Annotated in this window: 18 protein-coding genes; 11 read left to right on the top strand and 7 right to left on the bottom strand. The window is 62.7% G+C overall.

Annotation, left to right across the window (positions count from 1 at the left end):
* On the bottom strand, positions 1 to 374 hold a 374-nt coding region (locus RDN59_RS08075), incomplete at its 3' end, for an NADP-dependent isocitrate dehydrogenase (RefSeq protein ID WP_308607392.1).
* Positions 375 to 556: 182 nt separating this feature from the next.
* Between RDN59_RS08075 and RDN59_RS08080 the strand changes: the two genes are divergently transcribed.
* The 6 genes from RDN59_RS08080 (at position 557) to RDN59_RS08105 (ending at position 5,932) form a co-directional block, all read left to right on the top strand.
* Positions 557 to 1,792, top strand: coding sequence for an MFS transporter (locus tag RDN59_RS08080; RefSeq protein WP_308607407.1), 1,236 nt, complete (start codon positions 557 to 559; stop codon positions 1,790 to 1,792).
* Positions 1,793 to 1,802: 10 nt separating this feature from the next.
* Positions 1,803 to 2,702 carry an exodeoxyribonuclease III gene (locus RDN59_RS08085; RefSeq protein ID WP_308607393.1) on the top strand — a complete coding sequence of 300 codons (900 nt, stop codon included), beginning with the start codon at positions 1,803 to 1,805 and terminating at the stop codon, positions 2,700 to 2,702.
* A 65-nt stretch (positions 2,703 to 2,767) separates the two neighbouring features.
* Positions 2,768 to 2,959 (top strand): hypothetical protein, encoded by a 192-nt coding sequence (locus RDN59_RS08090; protein WP_049157254.1) that lies wholly within the window; start codon positions 2,768 to 2,770, stop codon positions 2,957 to 2,959.
* Positions 2,960 to 3,007: 48 nt separating this feature from the next.
* Positions 3,008 to 4,042: a tryptophan--tRNA ligase gene (trpS, locus tag RDN59_RS08095; RefSeq protein WP_308607394.1), complete on the top strand. Its 1,035-nt coding sequence runs from the start codon at positions 3,008 to 3,010 to the stop codon at positions 4,040 to 4,042.
* A 62-nt stretch (positions 4,043 to 4,104) separates the two neighbouring features.
* Positions 4,105 to 5,187, top strand: a complete 1,083-nt coding sequence (locus RDN59_RS08100) for a YhjD/YihY/BrkB family envelope integrity protein (protein WP_308607395.1) — start codon at positions 4,105 to 4,107, stop codon at positions 5,185 to 5,187.
* A gap of 4 nt (positions 5,188 to 5,191) precedes the next feature.
* Entirely contained in the window at positions 5,192 to 5,932 is a 741-nt protein-coding gene (locus tag RDN59_RS08105; RefSeq protein ID WP_308607396.1) for an RDD family protein, read from the top strand.
* On the opposite strand, the gene RDN59_RS08110 is transcribed toward RDN59_RS08105, so the two are convergent.
* Positions 5,907 to 7,127: a serine hydrolase gene (locus RDN59_RS08110; protein ID WP_308607397.1), complete on the bottom strand. Its 1,221-nt coding sequence runs from the start codon at positions 7,125 to 7,127 to the stop codon at positions 5,907 to 5,909. The genes RDN59_RS08105 and RDN59_RS08110 overlap by 26 nt on opposite strands.
* A gap of 39 nt (positions 7,128 to 7,166) precedes the next feature.
* On the opposite strand from RDN59_RS08110, the gene RDN59_RS08115 reads away from it, so the two are divergent.
* Positions 7,167 to 8,018, top strand: coding sequence for an adenosine deaminase (locus tag RDN59_RS08115; protein ID WP_308607398.1), 852 nt, complete (start codon positions 7,167 to 7,169; stop codon positions 8,016 to 8,018).
* A gap of 3 nt (positions 8,019 to 8,021) precedes the next feature.
* On the opposite strand, the gene RDN59_RS08120 is transcribed toward RDN59_RS08115, so the two are convergent.
* From RDN59_RS08120 to RDN59_RS08130, 3 genes are read right to left on the bottom strand one after another with little or no spacing between them, the layout of a single operon-like run.
* Positions 8,022 to 9,260, bottom strand: coding sequence for a hypothetical protein (locus tag RDN59_RS08120; protein ID WP_308607399.1), 1,239 nt, complete (start codon positions 9,258 to 9,260; stop codon positions 8,022 to 8,024).
* 11 nt (positions 9,261 to 9,271) lie between these two features.
* On the bottom strand, positions 9,272 to 10,135 hold the full coding sequence (locus RDN59_RS08125; RefSeq protein WP_308607400.1) for an NlpC/P60 family protein: 864 nt from the start codon (positions 10,133 to 10,135) through the stop codon (positions 9,272 to 9,274).
* Positions 10,135 to 10,419: a hypothetical protein gene (locus tag RDN59_RS08130; RefSeq protein WP_308607401.1), complete on the bottom strand. Its 285-nt coding sequence runs from the start codon at positions 10,417 to 10,419 to the stop codon at positions 10,135 to 10,137. The genes RDN59_RS08125 and RDN59_RS08130 overlap by 1 nt, the downstream gene beginning before the upstream one ends.
* Positions 10,420 to 10,480: 61 nt before the next feature.
* Here RDN59_RS08130 and upp point away from each other — a divergent pair, with 61 nt between their 5' ends.
* The 3 genes from upp (at position 10,481) to RDN59_RS08145 (ending at position 13,915) form a co-directional block, all read left to right on the top strand.
* Positions 10,481 to 11,116 (top strand): uracil phosphoribosyltransferase, encoded by a 636-nt coding sequence (gene upp / locus RDN59_RS08135; protein WP_046648363.1) that lies wholly within the window; start codon positions 10,481 to 10,483, stop codon positions 11,114 to 11,116.
* A 118-nt stretch (positions 11,117 to 11,234) separates the two neighbouring features.
* Positions 11,235 to 12,416: a M20 family metallopeptidase gene (locus RDN59_RS08140; RefSeq protein ID WP_308607402.1), complete on the top strand. Its 1,182-nt coding sequence runs from the start codon at positions 11,235 to 11,237 to the stop codon at positions 12,414 to 12,416.
* Positions 12,417 to 12,490: 74 nt separating this feature from the next.
* On the top strand, positions 12,491 to 13,915 hold the full coding sequence (locus RDN59_RS08145; protein WP_308607403.1) for an NAD(P)H-quinone dehydrogenase: 1,425 nt from the start codon (positions 12,491 to 12,493) through the stop codon (positions 13,913 to 13,915).
* A 35-nt stretch (positions 13,916 to 13,950) separates the two neighbouring features.
* On the opposite strand, the gene RDN59_RS08150 is transcribed toward RDN59_RS08145, so the two are convergent.
* The gene (locus tag RDN59_RS08150; RefSeq protein WP_308607404.1) at positions 13,951 to 14,724 is read right to left on the bottom strand and encodes an Ltp family lipoprotein; all 774 of its coding nucleotides are present in this window, start codon (positions 14,722 to 14,724) and stop codon (positions 13,951 to 13,953) included.
* A 124-nt stretch (positions 14,725 to 14,848) separates the two neighbouring features.
* Positions 14,849 to 16,156: a short-chain fatty acyl-CoA regulator family protein gene (locus tag RDN59_RS08155; protein WP_308607405.1), complete on the bottom strand. Its 1,308-nt coding sequence runs from the start codon at positions 16,154 to 16,156 to the stop codon at positions 14,849 to 14,851.
* Positions 16,157 to 16,321: 165 nt separating this feature from the next.
* Here RDN59_RS08155 and RDN59_RS08160 point away from each other — a divergent pair.
* A partial coding sequence (locus RDN59_RS08160; RefSeq protein ID WP_308607406.1) for an MmgE/PrpD family protein occupies positions 16,322 to 16,998 on the top strand: 677 nt, incomplete at its 3' end.

Genomic DNA, 16,998 nt, shown 5'->3' on the forward strand with positions numbered 1-16,998 from the left:
ACCGGGTTGACGGCGGAGCCCTTGACGGCGTCGTACTTCTCCTGAGCCTCTTCGTACTCCGGAAGGTCGTAGCCGGCGGCCTGCAGCTCAGCGATGGCCTTCTTGAGCTGCACCAGGGAAGCGGAGATGTTCGGCAGCTTAATGATGTTGGCTTCCGGGGTCTTGGCCAGCTGGCCAAGCTCAGCCAGGGCATCGGAGACCTTCTTGTCACCAAGGCGCTCCGGGAACTGGGCCAGGATGCGGCCGGCCAGGGAAATGTCGCGGGTTTCTACCTCGATGCCCGCAGTGGAGGCGAAGGCCTCTACGACCGGCTTGAAGGAGTAGGTCGCCAACAACGGCGCCTCGTCGGTACGGGTCCAGATAATCTTTGCCATGGTTCTCCTAAAGAAGTTGAAAACTGTTCAACCTCACAGGATACCTGTCTTGCTTTCTCGCCGTGCCGGTCCCCCTGTGACTCGCGCCACTAGTGGGGGAAGTCTGTGTACTTGGCACAACCTTTCCGGCTGGACTTACGAGCTTGGCAGGGAAAGCACTAAGGTCTGCCCCCGTGAAACCGATGAATACCCGTATCCAACGCCGTCCCGTCCCGCGTCAGACGGAGATCTCCGCAACGCGCCGCACCATCGTCATGGTCGCCATGGCGTTGGGTGCCTTCGCCATCGGAACCACGGAGTTCACCTCGATGGGCCTTCTCCCGCTCATCGCGGATGATTTCGGGATTACGGAAGACACGGCGTCGGTAGTCATTTCCGTCTACGCGCTCGGCGTCGTCGTGGGTGCGCCGGTCATCGCAGCACTCACGGGTAAACTCCCACGCCGCCGCCTCATCATCCTGCTCATCGGCTTCTTGCTCGTGGGTAACCTGCTGACGGCCCTGGCCCCGAACTACGGCGTCCTGCTGGTGGCGCGCTTCATCGCGGGTCTGCCGCACGGCGCATACTTCTCCGTAGCTAACCTGGCGGCGGTCTCGATGGCGCCCCCTGGCCGCCAAGGTTTTGCTATGTCGATGGTGGGCATGGGCCTTTCCGTTGCCACCGTGATCGGTGTACCGGCAGCCCAAGCCCTAGGCCAAGGATTGGGCTGGCACGCGGCTTATTACTTGGTTGTGGCCATTGCGGCCTTAACGATGGTGCTGCTCTTTTTCCTCTTCCCGCACATGACGCGCATGCCGGAAACGGATATGTTCACTGAGCTCGGTGCCTTGAAGAATAGCCAGGTCCTGCTCACCGTCTTCCTCGGCACCGTTGGCTTCGGCGGCATGTTCGCCGTCTATACCTACATCACGTGGACCATGACAGACGTCGCCGGCATGGACCCGAGCCACACGTGGATTGTGCTCATGGCTTATGGCATCGGTATGACCGTCGGCAACGTCGCCGGTGGCTGGCTGGCCGATCGCAACCTGGAGTTCGGCATTATTTTTGCTCTCATCTGCATGGTTGGTGTGTCGGTGACCTTCTATTTCGTGGCGCACAGTGCGTGGGCGGGCACGATTGCCTTTGGCGTCCTGGCCTTCTTCGGCTCCATCCTTGTGCCTTCCCTGCAGCTGCGCCTGGTCAACGTGGCGGGGGATGCGCAGACCCTCGCGGCGGCGTTGAATCAGTCCGCCCTCAACATCGCCAATGCGGCGGGCGCGGCCATCGGTGGTGCAGTCGTGGGCGCGGGCTACTCCTATAACTCCACCGCGCTGGCCGGTGCGGGCCTGGCGGTGGCGGGCTGCCTCACCTGGGCTATCACCATGTGGGACAAGCGCCGCCTGGGCCCTTCCGTAAAGATCATCGAACACCGTTAGACTGACCGGCATGAGTTTCACCATCGCCTCCGTCAACGTTAACGGCATCCGCGCGGCCTGCAAACAGCGCAATGAGAACAACCCGGGCATGAACGCGTGGTTGGAGACCACGCCGGCCGACGTCGTTCTCATGCAGGAGGTGCGCGCCAACCCTGAGCAGACCCAGAAGGCCCTGGCCCCGGCTCTGGAGGCCGGATGGAACCTGGTTCAGGCCGAATCCGCCGCCAAGGGCCGCGCGGGCGTGGGCATCCTATCGAAGCATGCGCTTGGCGACGTCTCCGTGGGCTTCGGCTCCTTCGCCGAATCCGGCCGCTTCATCGCCGCCACCGTGGAAGGCGTGCGGGTGGCCTCTTTGTATCTGCCCTCCGGTGATACCGATTCCCCGAAGCAGGATGAGAAGTACCTGTTCTTGGATGAGTTCTCTGAAGTTTTGGATGAGATGGCCGCGGCCTACCCGGAGGCCGTCATCGGCGGTGACTGGAACATCTGCCACCGCGCCCAGGACCTGAAGAACAATAAGGCCAACGAGAAGAAGTCCGGCCACCTGCCGGAGGAGCGCGCCTTCATGGACCGCGTCTTCGGTTCTTTCCCGGATGAGCAACCGCAAGACAAGAAGGGGCTTGGGGACTGGCTCGGCGTGGTGGACTATGAGACCAAGACCGCGTGGGAGGCGGCTGCGGATCCGCAGTGGTTTGACGTCGCCAGGCGCCTGCACCCCGAGGCTGAGGGGCCCTACACGTGGTGGACGTACCGTGGACAGGCCTTTAACAACGATGCCGGGTGGCGCATCGACTACCAGGCGGCCACGAAGGCCATGTTGGAGCGTGCACAGCGCACCTGGGTCGAGAAGGCGCCGACGGTGGAGGAGCGCTGGTCTGATCACTCTCCGCTTCTGGTCGAGTATAAGTAGCCGAATACAAGTAGTGGTACGATAATCCCGTCTTAACGTCCTTTTCTATTTCGCAGGAGATGCTCATGACCCGCGCAATCATCTACTTTGTCCTCGGCGCTATTCTGCTTGCCCTGGGTATCTGGTGGTGGACCATCGTCGGACCGTCCTTTGCCTTCCTTGGCCCGATCGTCCTCCAGGGCGTTGGCGGCGCGTTCATGGTGGCTGGTTTCGCCGTCATGATGGACGTTATTAGCCCGACCTCCCGCAAGATTTAACCGACGCAGCGCCGCCCCAGCGGAGGCGGCAGAGTAGAGTGGTCAACCATGACTGACTCCACTTCTGCATCGAACTCCGCTTCTCGAGTCCTCTCTGGCATCCAGCCCACGGCGGACTCTTATCACCTGGGTAACTACCTCGGAGCGCTCAAGCAGTGGATTGACCTGCAAGACTCGCACGAGGCTTTCTACTTCATCCCGGACCTGCACGCCATTACGGTGGAGCAGAACCCGGAGGAGCTGCGCCACCGCACCGTGGCGGGTGCTGCGCAGCTGATCGCATTGGGCATTGACCCGGCGAAATCTACCCTCTTCGTCCAATCCCACGTCCCCGCGCACGCGGAGCTGACGTGGGTTTTGCAGTGCCTGACCGGTTTTGGTGAGGCCTCTCGCATGACCCAGTTCAAGGATAAGTCTCAAAAGCAGGGCCAGGATCGCACGTCGGTGGGCCTATTTACCTATCCGGTTTTGATGGCCGCGGATATCCTTCTGTATTCCCCGCACTACGTGCCGGTGGGGGAGGATCAGCGCCAGCACCTCGAGCTCACCCGCAACCTGGCGGAGCGCTTCAACAACAAGTACGGCGAGGTCTTCCGTGTGCCGGAGGCCTTCATTCCAGAAGGCTCGGCCAAGATTTATGACCTGCAGGAGCCAACGGCCAAGATGTCGAAGTCGGGGGCAAACCCGAAGGGCATCGTGAACCTGCTCGATGCTCCCAAGACCTCCGCCAAGCGCATCAAGTCTGCGGTGACCGATGATCTCGGAGTGGTGGCCTTTGACCGCGAGAAGCAGCCGGGCGTGTCCAACCTGCTGGCCATCCAGTCCGCGCTGACGGGGGAGAGCATCCCGGATCTCGTGGACAAGTATGCCGGTCAGGGCTATGGCCACCTCAAGGTCGATACGGCCGAGGCGCTCGAGGCCTTCACCACTCCGCTCAAGGCTCGTTACGACGAGCTTATGGAAGACCGCGGCGAGCTCGAGCGCATCTTGGCCCAGGGTGCCGAGCACGCCACGGAGATCGCCACCCCGCTTGTGGACAAGGTTTATGAGGCGGTGGGGTTCCTCCCCGCGCGTCGCGGCTGAGTTGGCTAGCATGATGAAGACTGTGTAGAGGTTTCTGTAATTAACTTTTAAGGGGAAGGCCAGTGGCGCCAACGACTCGACCTGATGAGAAGAAGACCGATGACTACGGCATTGAGCGAGCTCACGCTGATGAACCGGGCGCGGTAGACAAAGTCCGTGAGAAGTCCGGCTTCATCGACCACATTATGAAGATGCTGGACCGCTACGGCAGCCAAGGCGGCAACCAGTTCGCGGCCGGAATTACGTATTTCTCGGTTCTGGCTCTCTTTCCCATCTTCATGCTCACAGTGGCCGCCGCCGCTACCGTGCTGGCGAACCGCCCCGACCTCATGCAGCAGCTGGAGGAGCAGATCACCAACGCCGTATCGGGTGATCTGGGTAATTCGATCACGGAGCTCCTGCATACCGCGATTGAGCAGCGCGGCGCCATGTACGGCATCGGTGGCCTGACCACCCTGTGGTCCGGTCTGGGCTGGATGAATAACCTGCGCATTGGTATTTCGGCGATGTGGATGCAGGATCCGACTGACGCCCCGGGCAACTTTGTGACCAAGAAGCTCAGCGACCTGCTGGGACTCATCGGCCTGCTCGTGGCCATGGTTATTGCCTTCGGCGTGACGGCGGCGGGCTCCTCCGGACTGACCCAAAAGATCTTCGAGTGGGTTGGTATCGAGTCCTTCCCTGGCATGGGAGCGGTGCTTGTTATCGCCGGTATCGTCATCGGTCTTATCGCTAACTTCCTGGTCTTCTGGTGGATGGTGGCCTTCCTACCGCGCACGAAGGTGCCCACCAAGTCCGGCCTGAAGGGTGCGGCCATCGGCGCGGTGCTCTTTGAAGCCATCAAGCAGTTGTCCACCGTCATCATGTCGTCTGCGGCGGGCAACCCGGCCGGTGCCGTGTTCGGCCCCGTGATTGTCCTCATGGTGGTCATGTACCTGGTGTGGCGCGTCGTGCTGTACGTTTCCGCGTGGACGGCCACCACCGAGGAATCCCTTGAGCTGCTGGTCCCGCCGGTTCCGGATCAAGCGGTTATCCGCGTCCGCAATGAGATCCGCCGGGGCCCGAACCCGGGTGTGACTTTGGGTGCTGGTGCCGCCCTCGGCGCGGCGGCCGCGGGCGCATGGGCCTTGCTGCGCCGAAAGTAGGCCGATGCTTCCAGTATCTTTCGCTCCGAACCTGTACGAACACTTCACTCTGGATTCGCGCGCGACCTCACGCGAACTTAGCGTGCAGCTGGCGGCTGCCGACGCCCGCCTCGAAGGCCTCGGCTTCCTCCCCGAGGATTCGGAGCGCGAAGAGCTCGCCGTTGCCGCCCGCATTCTCTGCGAGCCTTCTTCCCGGGCAAGCTATGACCAAAAGGTAGAATCAGGCGCCCGGCTGACCTGGGCGCAACTGGAGGACTACGCGAATACCGGCCGCTGGGACGAAAACCACCACGCTCCCGCGCTCACTGCGCCCGCGTACGACGCCCCGCGTGCGACCCCCGGCACCCGCGTGGCTTTGGCCGTCATCGACTACGTCATTGCGGCGATTGGTGTGTCCCTCTTACTTAGCGTCGGGGTGTACAACTCCACTCTCAATGAGGTCTGGCTCACCAGCTTCTCGGGCATCATCACGGTGGCCTATTACATCTGCTTCGAGGTCCTCGTAGGGGCAACGCCGGCAAAGCTGATTGCTGGCTACACCGTGCGTGATGTCACGACGCACGAGAAGCTCACCTGGCAGCAGAGCATTAAGCGCAATTGGTGGCGCGTGGCCTCCCTCGTGCCGCTCATTGGGCCGCTGATCGCCTTCTTTGGTGCCCTCTACGTGGTGACCACGATTGGCCCGAAGAACGCGCTTCGCGGCCAGCACGACATCATGGCTAACGCCGAAGTAGTGAAAAAGTAGCAACCACTACCACGAGGAGGGCGACGAGGCCCGCCACCAGCCAGCCGATCCAGCCCTGCGAGTCCCCAAAGGACGAAGACTGCGCAGCGGCCTCCGAGGTGGCGGGAGCAGCAGGCGCGGCGGGCGCTTCGCTTGGCTCCTGCGACTCCGAAGGTTCCTGCCTCCCAGCCGCGAAATCATCGAGCTGCCCCACGCCGTCGCCGGGCGGGACGTCGGAGGCTTCGTCGAGAAGCATCTGCGCCTGTTCCCACGCGCGGAAACCATGCTCAACGGTTGTGTCGAGGAGGACCGCCTGCAGGCGACGCCCATCGCGGTTGATCGCACCGACGAAGGTGTGGTGCGCGTCCTCGGTATAGCCGGTCTTGCCGCCGATACCATCCGGGTCGTTGAGGAAGAGGCCGTTGTCGTTCCAGAGCTCATAACCGGGCATCTCGCCCCAGCCGGGAAACTCCACGTGCTCGGTATCGACGATGCGCGCGAAGGTGTCGTTGGCAAAAGCCGCGCGGTAGATCAACGAGATATCCGCCGCGGACGTCGACATACCCGCCGCGTCCAGCCCGGAGTAGCTCGCCGCCACCGTCGAGCGCGTGCCAATCTCCTTCGCCTTTGCGTTGACCTTCGCGAGCGCCTCGTTATCCCCGCCGATGGTCTGCGCGAGGGCGTGCGCGGCGTCGTTTCCGGAGGCCATGAGCAAACCCTGCAAAAGCTGCTCCACGGTATAGACCCCATCGGGGCCGAGGCCGACGGCGGAGCCCTCGATGGAGGCGTCGTCAAGCGTGGCGGTGATGCGTTGGTCCAGGGGAAGCTCCTCGATGACCACGAGCGCCAGCAGCGCCTTGATGATGGAGGCTGGGCGGTAGCGCCCATTAGGGTCCTTCATGGCGATGATCTCGCCGGTGTCCAGGTCACTGACCATCCACGCCGACGCCACCACGTCCTTATTGACCCGAAAACCGCGCGGGGCGGTCACGCCGCACGCAGCGCCCTCAACCGCGGGCAGGGGAGTGGGCGCGGCCTGGCCGGGAGCCAACCGCTCAGAGGTGGTCGTCGGCTCCTCGGGGACGAGGGAATGTGGGCAAGAGTCAGTATCCGGCGCGGTGGTGCGCGTGGGCGATGAGGACTCTTGCTCCTCTGCAAACGCCGGTGGCGTCGCGGCCAAGGCGAGGGCAGTGAGGATCGCGGGGACATGTTTCATAGCGTGCTTAATCCTAGACCCCGCCCTAGGATGATCCTCATGCATGACGCACCACTAATTAGCCCAGAGAACAAAGACTCCGGCGCCGAGATTTTCGCCGGCCTGCCCAAGGTGACGCTCTTCGCGCCGTTGCCCACGGATGCTTCCACCCCAGAGGAGCTCCGCGCGGCCACGCACGCTGTTGTGCAGGCGCTTGCCGACGACCACGTGGTCTACGCCGAGCTCCGTCTCCGCCCCAGCGCCTTCCCCTTCGACGCGGCCGAGGCCCTCGCCGCCGCGCAGGAAGGACTGGACGTTCCTGGAATCGATGCCCGGCTTATCGTCGAGGGCGATGCCAGCGAGGCCGCGGTTGGCGTGGCGCTGACCGAGCTGTCCGCGGCTGAGAAGCTCCGCGCGGATTTCATCCCGTGGGAGCGCGATGTCGATTCTTATGAGGATGCCGTGGCGGCTGTGCACGCCGGCGCGACGCGCCTTGTGCACGCCACTGATCTCGTCGATGATTTCGGTGCCGACCTTGACGGCGTTCGCCCGGGCAAGGCCTCTGCGTGGGTGCGGGATCGCCGCATCGCGCTGACCTTCGCGCCACTGGAGGAGCTGCCTGCAGATGAGCTGGCTGATCACCCTCTTCCGCTGCTGCAACAGCTCGGCTTTACCTGCTCGGTCGCGGGCGAGAAACTCAGTGACGTCTTCTTGGCCCTGAGCGAGACCTTTGGCTATGGGTTGGAGGAGTTCTTCGACCTCACCATCAAGGCGGTTGAGAACTCTTTTGCCAGCGAAGAGGACCGCCAGCGCCTCATCGAGCAGGAGATTCTGCCCGCGTACGAGGAGCTGGCGGATCCGGAATTCGCGGAGGACGCTTCCGAGAAAGAAGAAACTGAGTCCTCCGAGTAGAAACTAAAAGCGGGAGAAGCGCTTCGTCAGCATGTCTTCCAGGCCCTTCCAGGACTCCGCGTGCTCGGTGTAGGGCTTGGAGGGGACGTAGCCTGCGTGCTCGGTGGATCCGAGCATGTAGCCCAGGTAGTCCTGGAATCGCGGGTTCTGCAGCATGTAGGAGTTGATGGAGTCATCCCCGGACCAGTCGGCGGCATCAGCGCAGACTTCGTAGCAGCGGCCCATCTGATCCGTATCGACCGCCTCGGGGCCCTTTTCAATGTCACGCACGACGCCGTTGAAGTTGTACTGGTTATCCGGGTGGACCGTGACTTCCAGCTCACCGGCGTTCGCTGCGGCAACGACCTCTTCCCAGGTGGAGACCTTGGCCAAGTCGTGGTCGTCATTTTCCATGATCCAGCGCACGAGCACCTTGGAGCTGGGGAAAGTGAAGATCTCGCCCCACTTGCCCAGGAACACCGGCTTGCCGTTGAGGTAGGTGCGCAGGGTGTAGACCGTCCTTTGGTCGGCGGTGATCTTTACCGGGTCGATACCTGCGGCTGCCCACGGGGAGCTGTCATAAGGATCTGCCGATTGCGCGGCGGCCTTGCGCTCTTCCTCGGCCTTTTTGCGTGCTTCCTCCGCCGCTTCGGTGGCTGAGGAGATGCGGGTGGCGGCGCTCGTGGTTGCATCCTGGGCGAAATCAGAAGAAGGAACGACCTTGACCACCTTGTCGAGGTCTTCGATGACTGCGCGCCAGTTGCTGTGGATAACGCGGCCCACGCCGGACCACTCGCTCATGCCCTGGTCGCCGGCGTAGTGATCAGCACCGCGGGCAGGGTTGCGCAGGATGGAGTGTGAAGCGAAGAAGATGACGGTGTGCTCGGCGCCGCCGACCTCTGCCAGCGAGTGCGCAATCTCCAAGCAGCGCGCGACCGTGGAGACGTTCTCGTGGCTCGGGCGGCCGGCGAGGTACTTCGGCATGCCGACGAGGTCGTACACGTGCTTCTTTTCAGGAACCACGCGGTCCGCCGCTTGGGAGTTGAACACTTCCCACTTGGGGTGATCGAGCAAGTCATGCTTCGTACCAGACTCGAGGAAGCACAGCAGTTCAGCTTCAGTTTTAAAGAGCAGGACAGACTCATCATCACCAAGAAAGGCCTGCCACTCGGAGCCGTTCTGGCGCCACTTTGGCGCCCATAGGGTATAAAAATCGCCCTCGGAAAGGGAGAGTTGGATAGGGACAATAGCGCGGGTGTTCATGGGGAAACAGTCTACCCTGTGGGTCTCCAGAAGCCTTTGAAAGCCATCCCCATGTTGTTGGTGCGCAATGGATTGGTTTGCACGGGGCTTCCGGCCTCCACCATCTGCCCGTCGCCGGAGTACATAGCCACGTGCCCATCCCACACGATGAGGTCACCGGCCTGTAGTTCCTCCGCGCTGACCTGTCGGCCCACGGTTTGGCTTTCAGCGGTGCGCGGCAGTTCCACGCCGGCCTGGCGCCACGCCCATTGGGTGAGCCCGGAGCAGTCGAAACTACCGTTGCCGGTTCCACCCCAGCCATAGGGAGTCCCCACCTGGGATAGCGCTGCTTGTGCTGCGGCCTGTCCCCGCGTGGTTGCCCCGTTCTCCGCCGCCGGGGCGACGAGCGCGTGGCGCGCCGTGCTTTCCTCCTGCGGGCCGCGAACAGACGGACGTACCGCGCGCTGGCCGATGGGAACGAGGGGAGCCGCCGCCTGTAGGAGTTCGCCGGCTAAGTGCTTCAAGCGCTGCAGTGCCTTGCCAACGTACTCCATAGCGAGAGCCTGCAATGCTGAGCGCGCTGTGGCCTGTGCCGCCGGGTTCGGAATAAGCAACCCCAGAGCTATAGGTAACCCGCGCTGGAGTAGCTCCAAGCCCAGTCCGATGAGTTCCTTGACGGCCGCTGAAATTAGTCCGCGCGCGGAATCCAGAGCGGAGCGGGCCGTGGAGAGATCCTCAGTGGCCTGGCGGGCGGTATCCAAGAGCGCTCGCGGATCACCGTGCGCTATCTCCGCGAGGGGTCCCGCGACAGTGAGATCGGGCACAGTGGGCAGGGAGACGTCGGGAAGCTGCGCCGGCTGCATCCGCGCAATCTGAGCAATGGCTGATTCCAGCATCACAGACCTCCACACGCGCTCGCGAGGGCACTATCGGTCTCCTCGGCTTCCCGCGCCATGCGGAAGCTGGACTCTGCTACCGCTCCGGCATCTGCTCTGACCTGGGCAAGGCGTGCGGTGAGATTCTCCATGGCGGCGTTGAACGCACTGCTAAAGCCGCCCACGACCGGTTCTACCGGTAGCTCGGGAGAAGGAGTGGGGGAGGCCTGAGAGACAGCGGCAAGCTCGTGGGCTAAGCGGCGAGTGTGTTCAGTATCAATGGTGAAAGTATCGAAGCTAGTCATGCCCTATTAGACTTCATCGCCCGCTGATCGGTTCCCGACCAATTCTTATACAGTGAAGGACATGGATATCCACGTAGTAGACCACCCCCTCGCCACATCCCGGCTGACCCTCATGCGCGATGCCCGCAGCGACAACGCTGCCTTCCGCGCTGCCTTGCGAGATCTGGGCACCATGCTCGTTTATGAGGCGGCGCGCGACCTGCCCGTTGAGCACTTTGAGTGTGTCACTCCCGTCGCCACGGCCGACGGTACCCGCCTGCAGGATCCGCCGATCATCGTGCCCATTATTCGCGCTGGCCTGGGCATGATTGATCCGGCATTGTCCATGATCCCGGATGCCCAGGTGGGCTTCATTGGCATGGCGCGCGATGAAGAAACCCACGAGCCGGTGCCTTACCTGGAAGCCCTGCCGGAGGATCTCAGCGGTCGGAGTGTCTTCGTGGTTGATCCGATGCTCGCCACGGGTGGTTCCCTCCTGCACTCCCTGAAGCTCCTCGCGGACCGCGGCGCTACCGACATCACGGCAATCTGCATGGTGTCCGCGCAGCCGGGCGTTGATGCGCTGGCTAACTCGGGCTTGCCAGTTCGCTTGGTCACCGCAGCGATTGATCCCTCCCTCAACGAGGACGCCTATATCGTGCCGGGGCTGGGTGACGCCGGCGATCGCCTCTACGGCCCCCGCAATATCGACCTGTAGCGAAACCGTCGAGCAGGACAGACCACTCAGTATATCTAGCGCGTGACCTGCCCGACTAACTGAACCGCATGGTCTAGTTGTAGACTCTTCCCAAGAGGAAACCACGGAGGAGGAAGCAATGATCTCGGACTACGTCAGTGAGTGGTTCAGCAACCACCGTGCGGAGGTCATCGCGTGGCGCCGCCATATTCACCGCCATCCGGAGACCTCTAATAACGAGGTAGAAACCACCCGCTTCCTGTGCCGCACCCTGCGTGAGTATGGCTTGGAGCCGCACCTTTTCCCCGAAACCGGCCTCATGGTGGATATCGGGCCCGATACGGAACTCGGGCGCTTGGCCTTCCGCGCCGATATTGACGCGCTTCCCGTCACCGAAGTCACCGGACTCGAATACACCTCTGAGGTGCCCGGAGTCATGCATGCCTGCGGGCATGATATGCACACCACCATTGCGCTGGCCACGGCCTGCGCCTTGGCGGACCTTAATCGCGAGCATCCGCTAGATTTCGGTGTTCGTGTCATCTTCCAGCCCGCCGAAGAGGTGTGGGTGGGCGGCGCCACCGACGTCATCGAGTGGGGTGCGCTCGAAGGCGTGAACTCCATCTTTGCCGTGCACGTCGAACCAAAGCTGCGCGTCGGACGTATCGGCGTTCGCGCCGGGGCCATTACCTCGGCCACCGATGTTGTGGAAATTAATGTCTCCGGCCCGGGCGGGCACACCTCGCGCCCGCACTTGTCGGCAGACGTCGTCTATGCCCTGGGCAAGCTGCTGACGGACCTGCCGGGCTTGCTCTCGCGCCGCGTCGATCCACGCACCGGCACCGTTTTAGTGTTTGGCCAGGTGAATTCGGGTTATGCCCCGAACGCGATCCCTGAGACCGGTTCTGTGTCCGGCACGATGCGCACGGCAGACATCGGCATTTGGCGCGACATGCAGCAGCTCTTCTCTGAGTTGGTGGAACAGGTGCTAGCGCCCCTGGGTGTGGAGCACGAGTTGGTCTATCACCGTGGGGTTCCGCCCGTGCTTAACGACGACGTCTCTACCGCCCTCCTCGCCAGCGCTGCCCAGGCCATCGACCCGCAAGCCGTGGTTCAGGCCCCGCAGTCCTCGGGCGGCGAGGATTTCTCCTGGTACTTGGAAAAGGTGCCCGGCTCCATGGCCCGTTTGGGCTGCTGGTCTGGTGAAGGCGAACAGCACGATCTCCACATGGGGGATTTGGCACCTGATGAGCGGGCTATCGGCGTGGGCGTCAAACTCTTTGGTTCCGTAGCAGAACAGTTCGCCAACGTGGAGGATTAAGCGCCTAAGCACTACACTGTGACAAGGATTTCCCCAGAGTTCTTATAGGCAGAATTTTAAAAAAAGGAGCGACAGTGTCACAGGAAGCCCCCCGCATCGTAATTATCGGCGGTGGCCCCGCAGGCTACGAGGCTGCGACCGCCGGCGCCAAGTACGGCGCGCACATTACGTTGGTTGAGGAACAGGGCCCCGGTGGCTCCTCCGTTCTCTTGGACTGTGTGCCCTCGAAGTCCTTCATCGCTGGCGCCAACATTCGCACCGACTTCCGCCGCGCGGACGATATGGGCCTGAACCACCAGCTCGGCTCCCTGCAGCTGAGCCTGGAAGCGCTCAACAGCCGTGTCCAGGCCCTAGCCACGAACCAGTCCCGTGACGTGCGCGCGGGCCTGGAGAAGATCGGCGTCAAGGTCATTGATGGTCGCGCCGCCTTCTCTGAGGACCAGCATGGTGTGAAGGGCGCAGCGCACAAGGTTGATGTCACCCACAAGGATGGCACTACGGAAACCCTCGACGCGGACCTCGTCCTCGTTGCTACCGGTGCCACCCCGCGCATTCTGCCGGGCGCGCAGCCGGACGGCGAGCGCATCCTCACCTGGCAGCAGGTGTATGACCTCAAGGAGGAGCCGGAGCACCTCATCGTGGTGGGCTCCGGTGTGACCGGTGCAGAGTTCGTCTCCGCATTCGCGGAGATGGGCGTGCGCGTGACCATGGTGGCGTCCCGCGACCGCATTCTGCCGCACGACGACGCCGACGCTGCCGACGTCCTCGAGACCGTCCTGGCTGAGCGCGGCGTGGAGCTGGAGAAGAACTGCCGCGTCGAAACGGTCTCCCGCACCGAGGACGGAAACGTTGTGGTGAAGACCCAGGATGGTCGCGAGATCCACGGCTCCCACGTCATCATGTCCATCGGTTCCATCCCGAATACGAAGAACCTGGGCCTTGAGCACGTTGGTGTGGCTACCACGAAGTCCGGTCACATTGAGGTTGACCGCGTTTCCCGCACCAACGTTGCCGGCATCTACGCTGCGGGTGACTGCTCCGACCTCTTCCCGTTGGCCTCCGTTGCCGCGATGCAGGGCCGCATCGCCATGTACCACTCCCTGGGTGAGGGCGTGTCCCCGCTGCGCTTGAAGACTGTGGCAACCGCCGTGTTTACCCGCCCGGAGATCGCTGCCGTGGGCTTCACCCAGGCAGAGATTGAGGCCGGTGAGGTCGCCGCGCGTACCATCACGATGCCGTTGAACACCAACCCGCGCGCCAAGATGCGTTCCCTGCAGCACGGTTTTGTCAAGCTCTTCTGCCGCGCCACCTCCGGCCGCGTTATCGGCGGCGTTATCGTCGCCCCGACCGCTTCCGAGCTCATCCTGCCTATCGCCGTGGCGGTGACCAACCAGCTCACCGTGAACCAGCTGGCGGATTCCTTCGCGGTCTACCCGTCGCTGTCCGGCACCATCACCGAGGCAGCCCGCCGCCTGGTTGCCCACGACGACCTCGAGTAGGCAGGCTCCAGCTCCGTTCTAGCTTCGGCTCGGCTTTATAAGCCCAGTGTGCTCACCGCATGCTGGGCTTCTTCCATGGTGAACTGGTCTCCGTATTCGCTGGTGAGCTGCTCGAGTAGCGCTGGGCCGGACATCGGCATCATGTCCTGATAGGTCTCCGCCGCCTCGACGGCTTCAGCGTTCCAGTCGGCGTTCACCGTGTCGACGGCGTACTGCGCCTGCTCCGGAGTGAACTTCTCGCCGTACTCGGAGGTGAGCTGGTCATAGAGCTTGACCTTGGAGAAGGCTGCAAACTCTAGGTAATTCTCTGCGGACTCGAGAGCCTCGGCGTTCCAATCCACGTCGATGTTCTCCATCGCATACTGTGCCGCCTCGGGGGTGAATTGTGAGCCATACTCGGAGGTGAGCTGGTCATAGAGCTTGGCCTCGGAGAAAGCCGAAAAATCCAAGTAGTTCTTCGCGGCGCGGAGCGCATTCTTGAATTCCTTGGGCTCGGCGTCGTCAGCAGCGTCGTTATCGCTCTGGGTAGATTCCACGTCGGCTGCGGCGTTGTTGATATCGAGCGTCGGGATGCTCAGCACAGCATCTAGCGATTCGCTGGCCGTGATGCTCGTGCTTGACTCCGGTGCGGCGGTGTTGGTCGGGTCATCGCTGTCAGACCCTCCATTGAGGGCGGCGCTGCCGAGCACGAGAACCGCGACTGCTCCCGCGCCCCACTTGAGGCAGCCGCCTTTCTTCTTTTTCTTCGGTTCTGGCTGCTCCGGGTTTGGTTCCGGGGAGAACTGGGGAGCGGCATAAGGGTTGGACATGAGAGAGAACCTCCTGCGTAGGTGAGAGAAGAGAACTCGGCATGGTGCCGAACACGTCTTATCTTGGCAAGCCCACCGGACATCGCCGCAGGAAATTCGAAAGCCTAGGCGAAGAGAAGAAAAACTAGGAGGTCGCGTAGGCCGAAACCGGGGTGGCGTTGAGATCAAGGCTGACGGGCCGGCCCGCCTGCGGGAAGGCGCGCTGCGGGCACGCGGGGCGTGGGCAGGCGGCACAACCCGGGCCGATGGGGGTCGCCTCAGAAGGGGATAGGTTGAGCGCATCCGCGTAGACCACGCGATCTGCCTGCGCGATATCGCAGCCTAAACCCACGACGAATTCCTTGCGCGGCGTGCCCCAGGCCTGGGCCTGGCCTTGGACGAAGCGCGCAATCCACAAATAAGTGTGGTCATCGGGCATCGAGGCCACCTGGCGCGTGATGCGGTTTGGCGTTTCAAAAGCTCGGTGCACCACCCACAACGGGCAGGAGCCACCACTGCGCGCAAAATGGAAAGCAGTGGAGGACTGGCGCTTGGAGATATTGCCTGCGCGGTCGGTCCGGATGAAGGAGAAGGGAACACCTTGGTGGCCGGGTCGCTGTAACGTCGCCAAGCGCTGCGCGGTGGTTTCGAAACCAGTGCCAAAGGCCGTCGCGATGACGTCGATGTCATAGCGCGTTTCCTCCGCAGTGGCGAGGAACTGGGTATAAGGCATGGTCACGGCGGCGGCAAAATACTGCGCGAGGCCCAGCGTACCAATGGCTTGTGCTTCTTCGCCAGGTAGTTCGGCGACGAGTTCCGCGCAATGCTCCGGGTAGGCCAGCAGGCAGTATTGGAGGGCCATCTCAAAAACCAGCTGGGATTCCGTAAGTCCCGCGCGCAGGTGCAGCTCGCGATTGTGGAAAGTGCGTCGGCGCGGGGACGAGGAAGAAAAGCGCGTCGTGACACCGAATTCATCCTGCAAGACGGAAGCCAAGCGCCCGCGGCGCAGAACTCGGTCCCCGAGCGAATCGGAAAGCTCCTCGGCGGCGATGTCGAGACTGTGGACGTAGTTGTGCGCGTCATAAAAGAAGTCACGCACAGCTTCGAAGGGGCCGGGTTCGGTGGGGGCGTGCGCGGCGGCGTCGACAAGCCGGGGCACGAGCTCGGGGAAGCGCCCGCTGAGATCGGTAAGAGTAGCCTCAGGTGCCTCGGGGAAGAGCTGGCGCAGCTCGGCGAGCGCACGCAGGTCACGGTCCCCGGCGAAGTAGGTGGCATCAACACCGAAGCGCTGAGTCAGCTGCATGAGGACGGTGACGGTGAGGGGGCGCTGGTCATTCTCCAGCTGATTGAGATAGCTGGTGGATAGCCCCAGCTGCTTCGCCATAGCGGCTTGGGTGAGTTTGCGTTCCTTGCGTAGTGCGTGGATTCTCGCCCCCGCGTAGTGCTTAGTCACCGTCTGTATCCTCCTAAAAAGCCGCCCTGCCTGGGGATTCCACAAGTTTTGCAAGGAACGCAAATTCCTGCAACAGATAGTCACAGTTTACACATGTGGCAGGGCGCACGGGCTGGGGTTAGTGTGATTCCTATCGCAGCCGTTGTTGTCTAGGAGGAAAACCCGTTGATTAACCACGAAGTACGTACCCACAAGTCTGCCGAGGACTTCCCCATCGAAGAGCACCTCGCCTACAAGATCGCCAAGGTAGCCGCCGATCCCGTCGAGGTTCCGGCTGAGACCACCGAGATGATTATCAACCGCATCATCGATAACGCCTCCGTGGCTGTTGCCTCTGCCACCCGCCGCCCGGTGACCTCCGCCCGCGTTATTGCGCAGGCCCACCCGGTGCCGGAAGGCGGCGCCACCATCTTCGGCGTGGACGGTAACTACTCCGCCGAGTGGGCAGCCCTAGCCAACGGCACTGCCGTGCGCGAGCTGGACTACCACGACACCTTCCTCGCCGCCGAGTACTCGCACCCGGGCGATAACATCCCGCCGATTCTCGCCGTGGCACAGCACAAGGGGCTGACTGGCAAGGACCTCATCCGCGGCCTGGCTACCGGCTACGAAATCCAGGTCAACCTGGTCAAGGGCATTTGCCTTCACGAGTGGAAGATCGACCACGTGGCGCACCTCGGCCCCTCCGTCGCCGCGGGTATCGGCACCATGTTGAACCTTGACGTCGACACGATCTACCAGGCCATCGGCCAGGCTCTCCACACCACGACCGCCACCCGCCAGTCCCGCAAGGGCCTCATCTCCTCCTGGAAGGCTTATGCTCCGGCCTTTGCCGGCAAGAT

The sequence above is a fragment of the uncultured Corynebacterium sp. genome (assembly GCF_902489365.1).
In the GTDB taxonomy this organism is placed as follows: domain Bacteria; phylum Actinomycetota; class Actinomycetes; order Mycobacteriales; family Mycobacteriaceae; genus Corynebacterium.

Excerpts from the sequence above, each read along its gene's own strand:
- RDN59_RS08080 (WP_308607407.1), top strand. The coding sequence starts at position 557 with ATGAATACCCGTATCCAACGCCGTCCCGTCCCGCGTCAGACGGAGATC.
- RDN59_RS08085 (WP_308607393.1), top strand. The coding sequence starts at position 1,803 with ATGAGTTTCACCATCGCCTCCGTCAACGTTAACGGCATCCGCGCGGCC.
- RDN59_RS08090 (WP_049157254.1), top strand. The coding sequence starts at position 2,768 with ATGACCCGCGCAATCATCTACTTTGTCCTCGGCGCTATTCTGCTTGCC.
- trpS (WP_308607394.1), top strand. The coding sequence starts at position 3,008 with ATGACTGACTCCACTTCTGCATCGAACTCCGCTTCTCGAGTCCTCTCT.
- RDN59_RS08105 (WP_308607396.1), top strand. The coding sequence starts at position 5,192 with ATGCTTCCAGTATCTTTCGCTCCGAACCTGTACGAACACTTCACTCTG.
- RDN59_RS08110 (WP_308607397.1), bottom strand. The coding sequence starts at position 7,127 with ATGAAACATGTCCCCGCGATCCTCACTGCCCTCGCCTTGGCCGCGACG.
- RDN59_RS08115 (WP_308607398.1), top strand. The coding sequence starts at position 7,167 with ATGCATGACGCACCACTAATTAGCCCAGAGAACAAAGACTCCGGCGCC.
- RDN59_RS08120 (WP_308607399.1), bottom strand. The coding sequence starts at position 9,260 with ATGAACACCCGCGCTATTGTCCCTATCCAACTCTCCCTTTCCGAGGGC.
- RDN59_RS08125 (WP_308607400.1), bottom strand. The coding sequence starts at position 10,135 with ATGCTGGAATCAGCCATTGCTCAGATTGCGCGGATGCAGCCGGCGCAG.
- RDN59_RS08130 (WP_308607401.1), bottom strand. The coding sequence starts at position 10,419 with ATGACTAGCTTCGATACTTTCACCATTGATACTGAACACACTCGCCGC.
- upp (WP_046648363.1), top strand. The coding sequence starts at position 10,481 with ATGGATATCCACGTAGTAGACCACCCCCTCGCCACATCCCGGCTGACC.
- RDN59_RS08140 (WP_308607402.1), top strand. The coding sequence starts at position 11,235 with ATGATCTCGGACTACGTCAGTGAGTGGTTCAGCAACCACCGTGCGGAG.
- RDN59_RS08150 (WP_308607404.1), bottom strand. The coding sequence starts at position 14,724 with ATGTCCAACCCTTATGCCGCTCCCCAGTTCTCCCCGGAACCAAACCCG.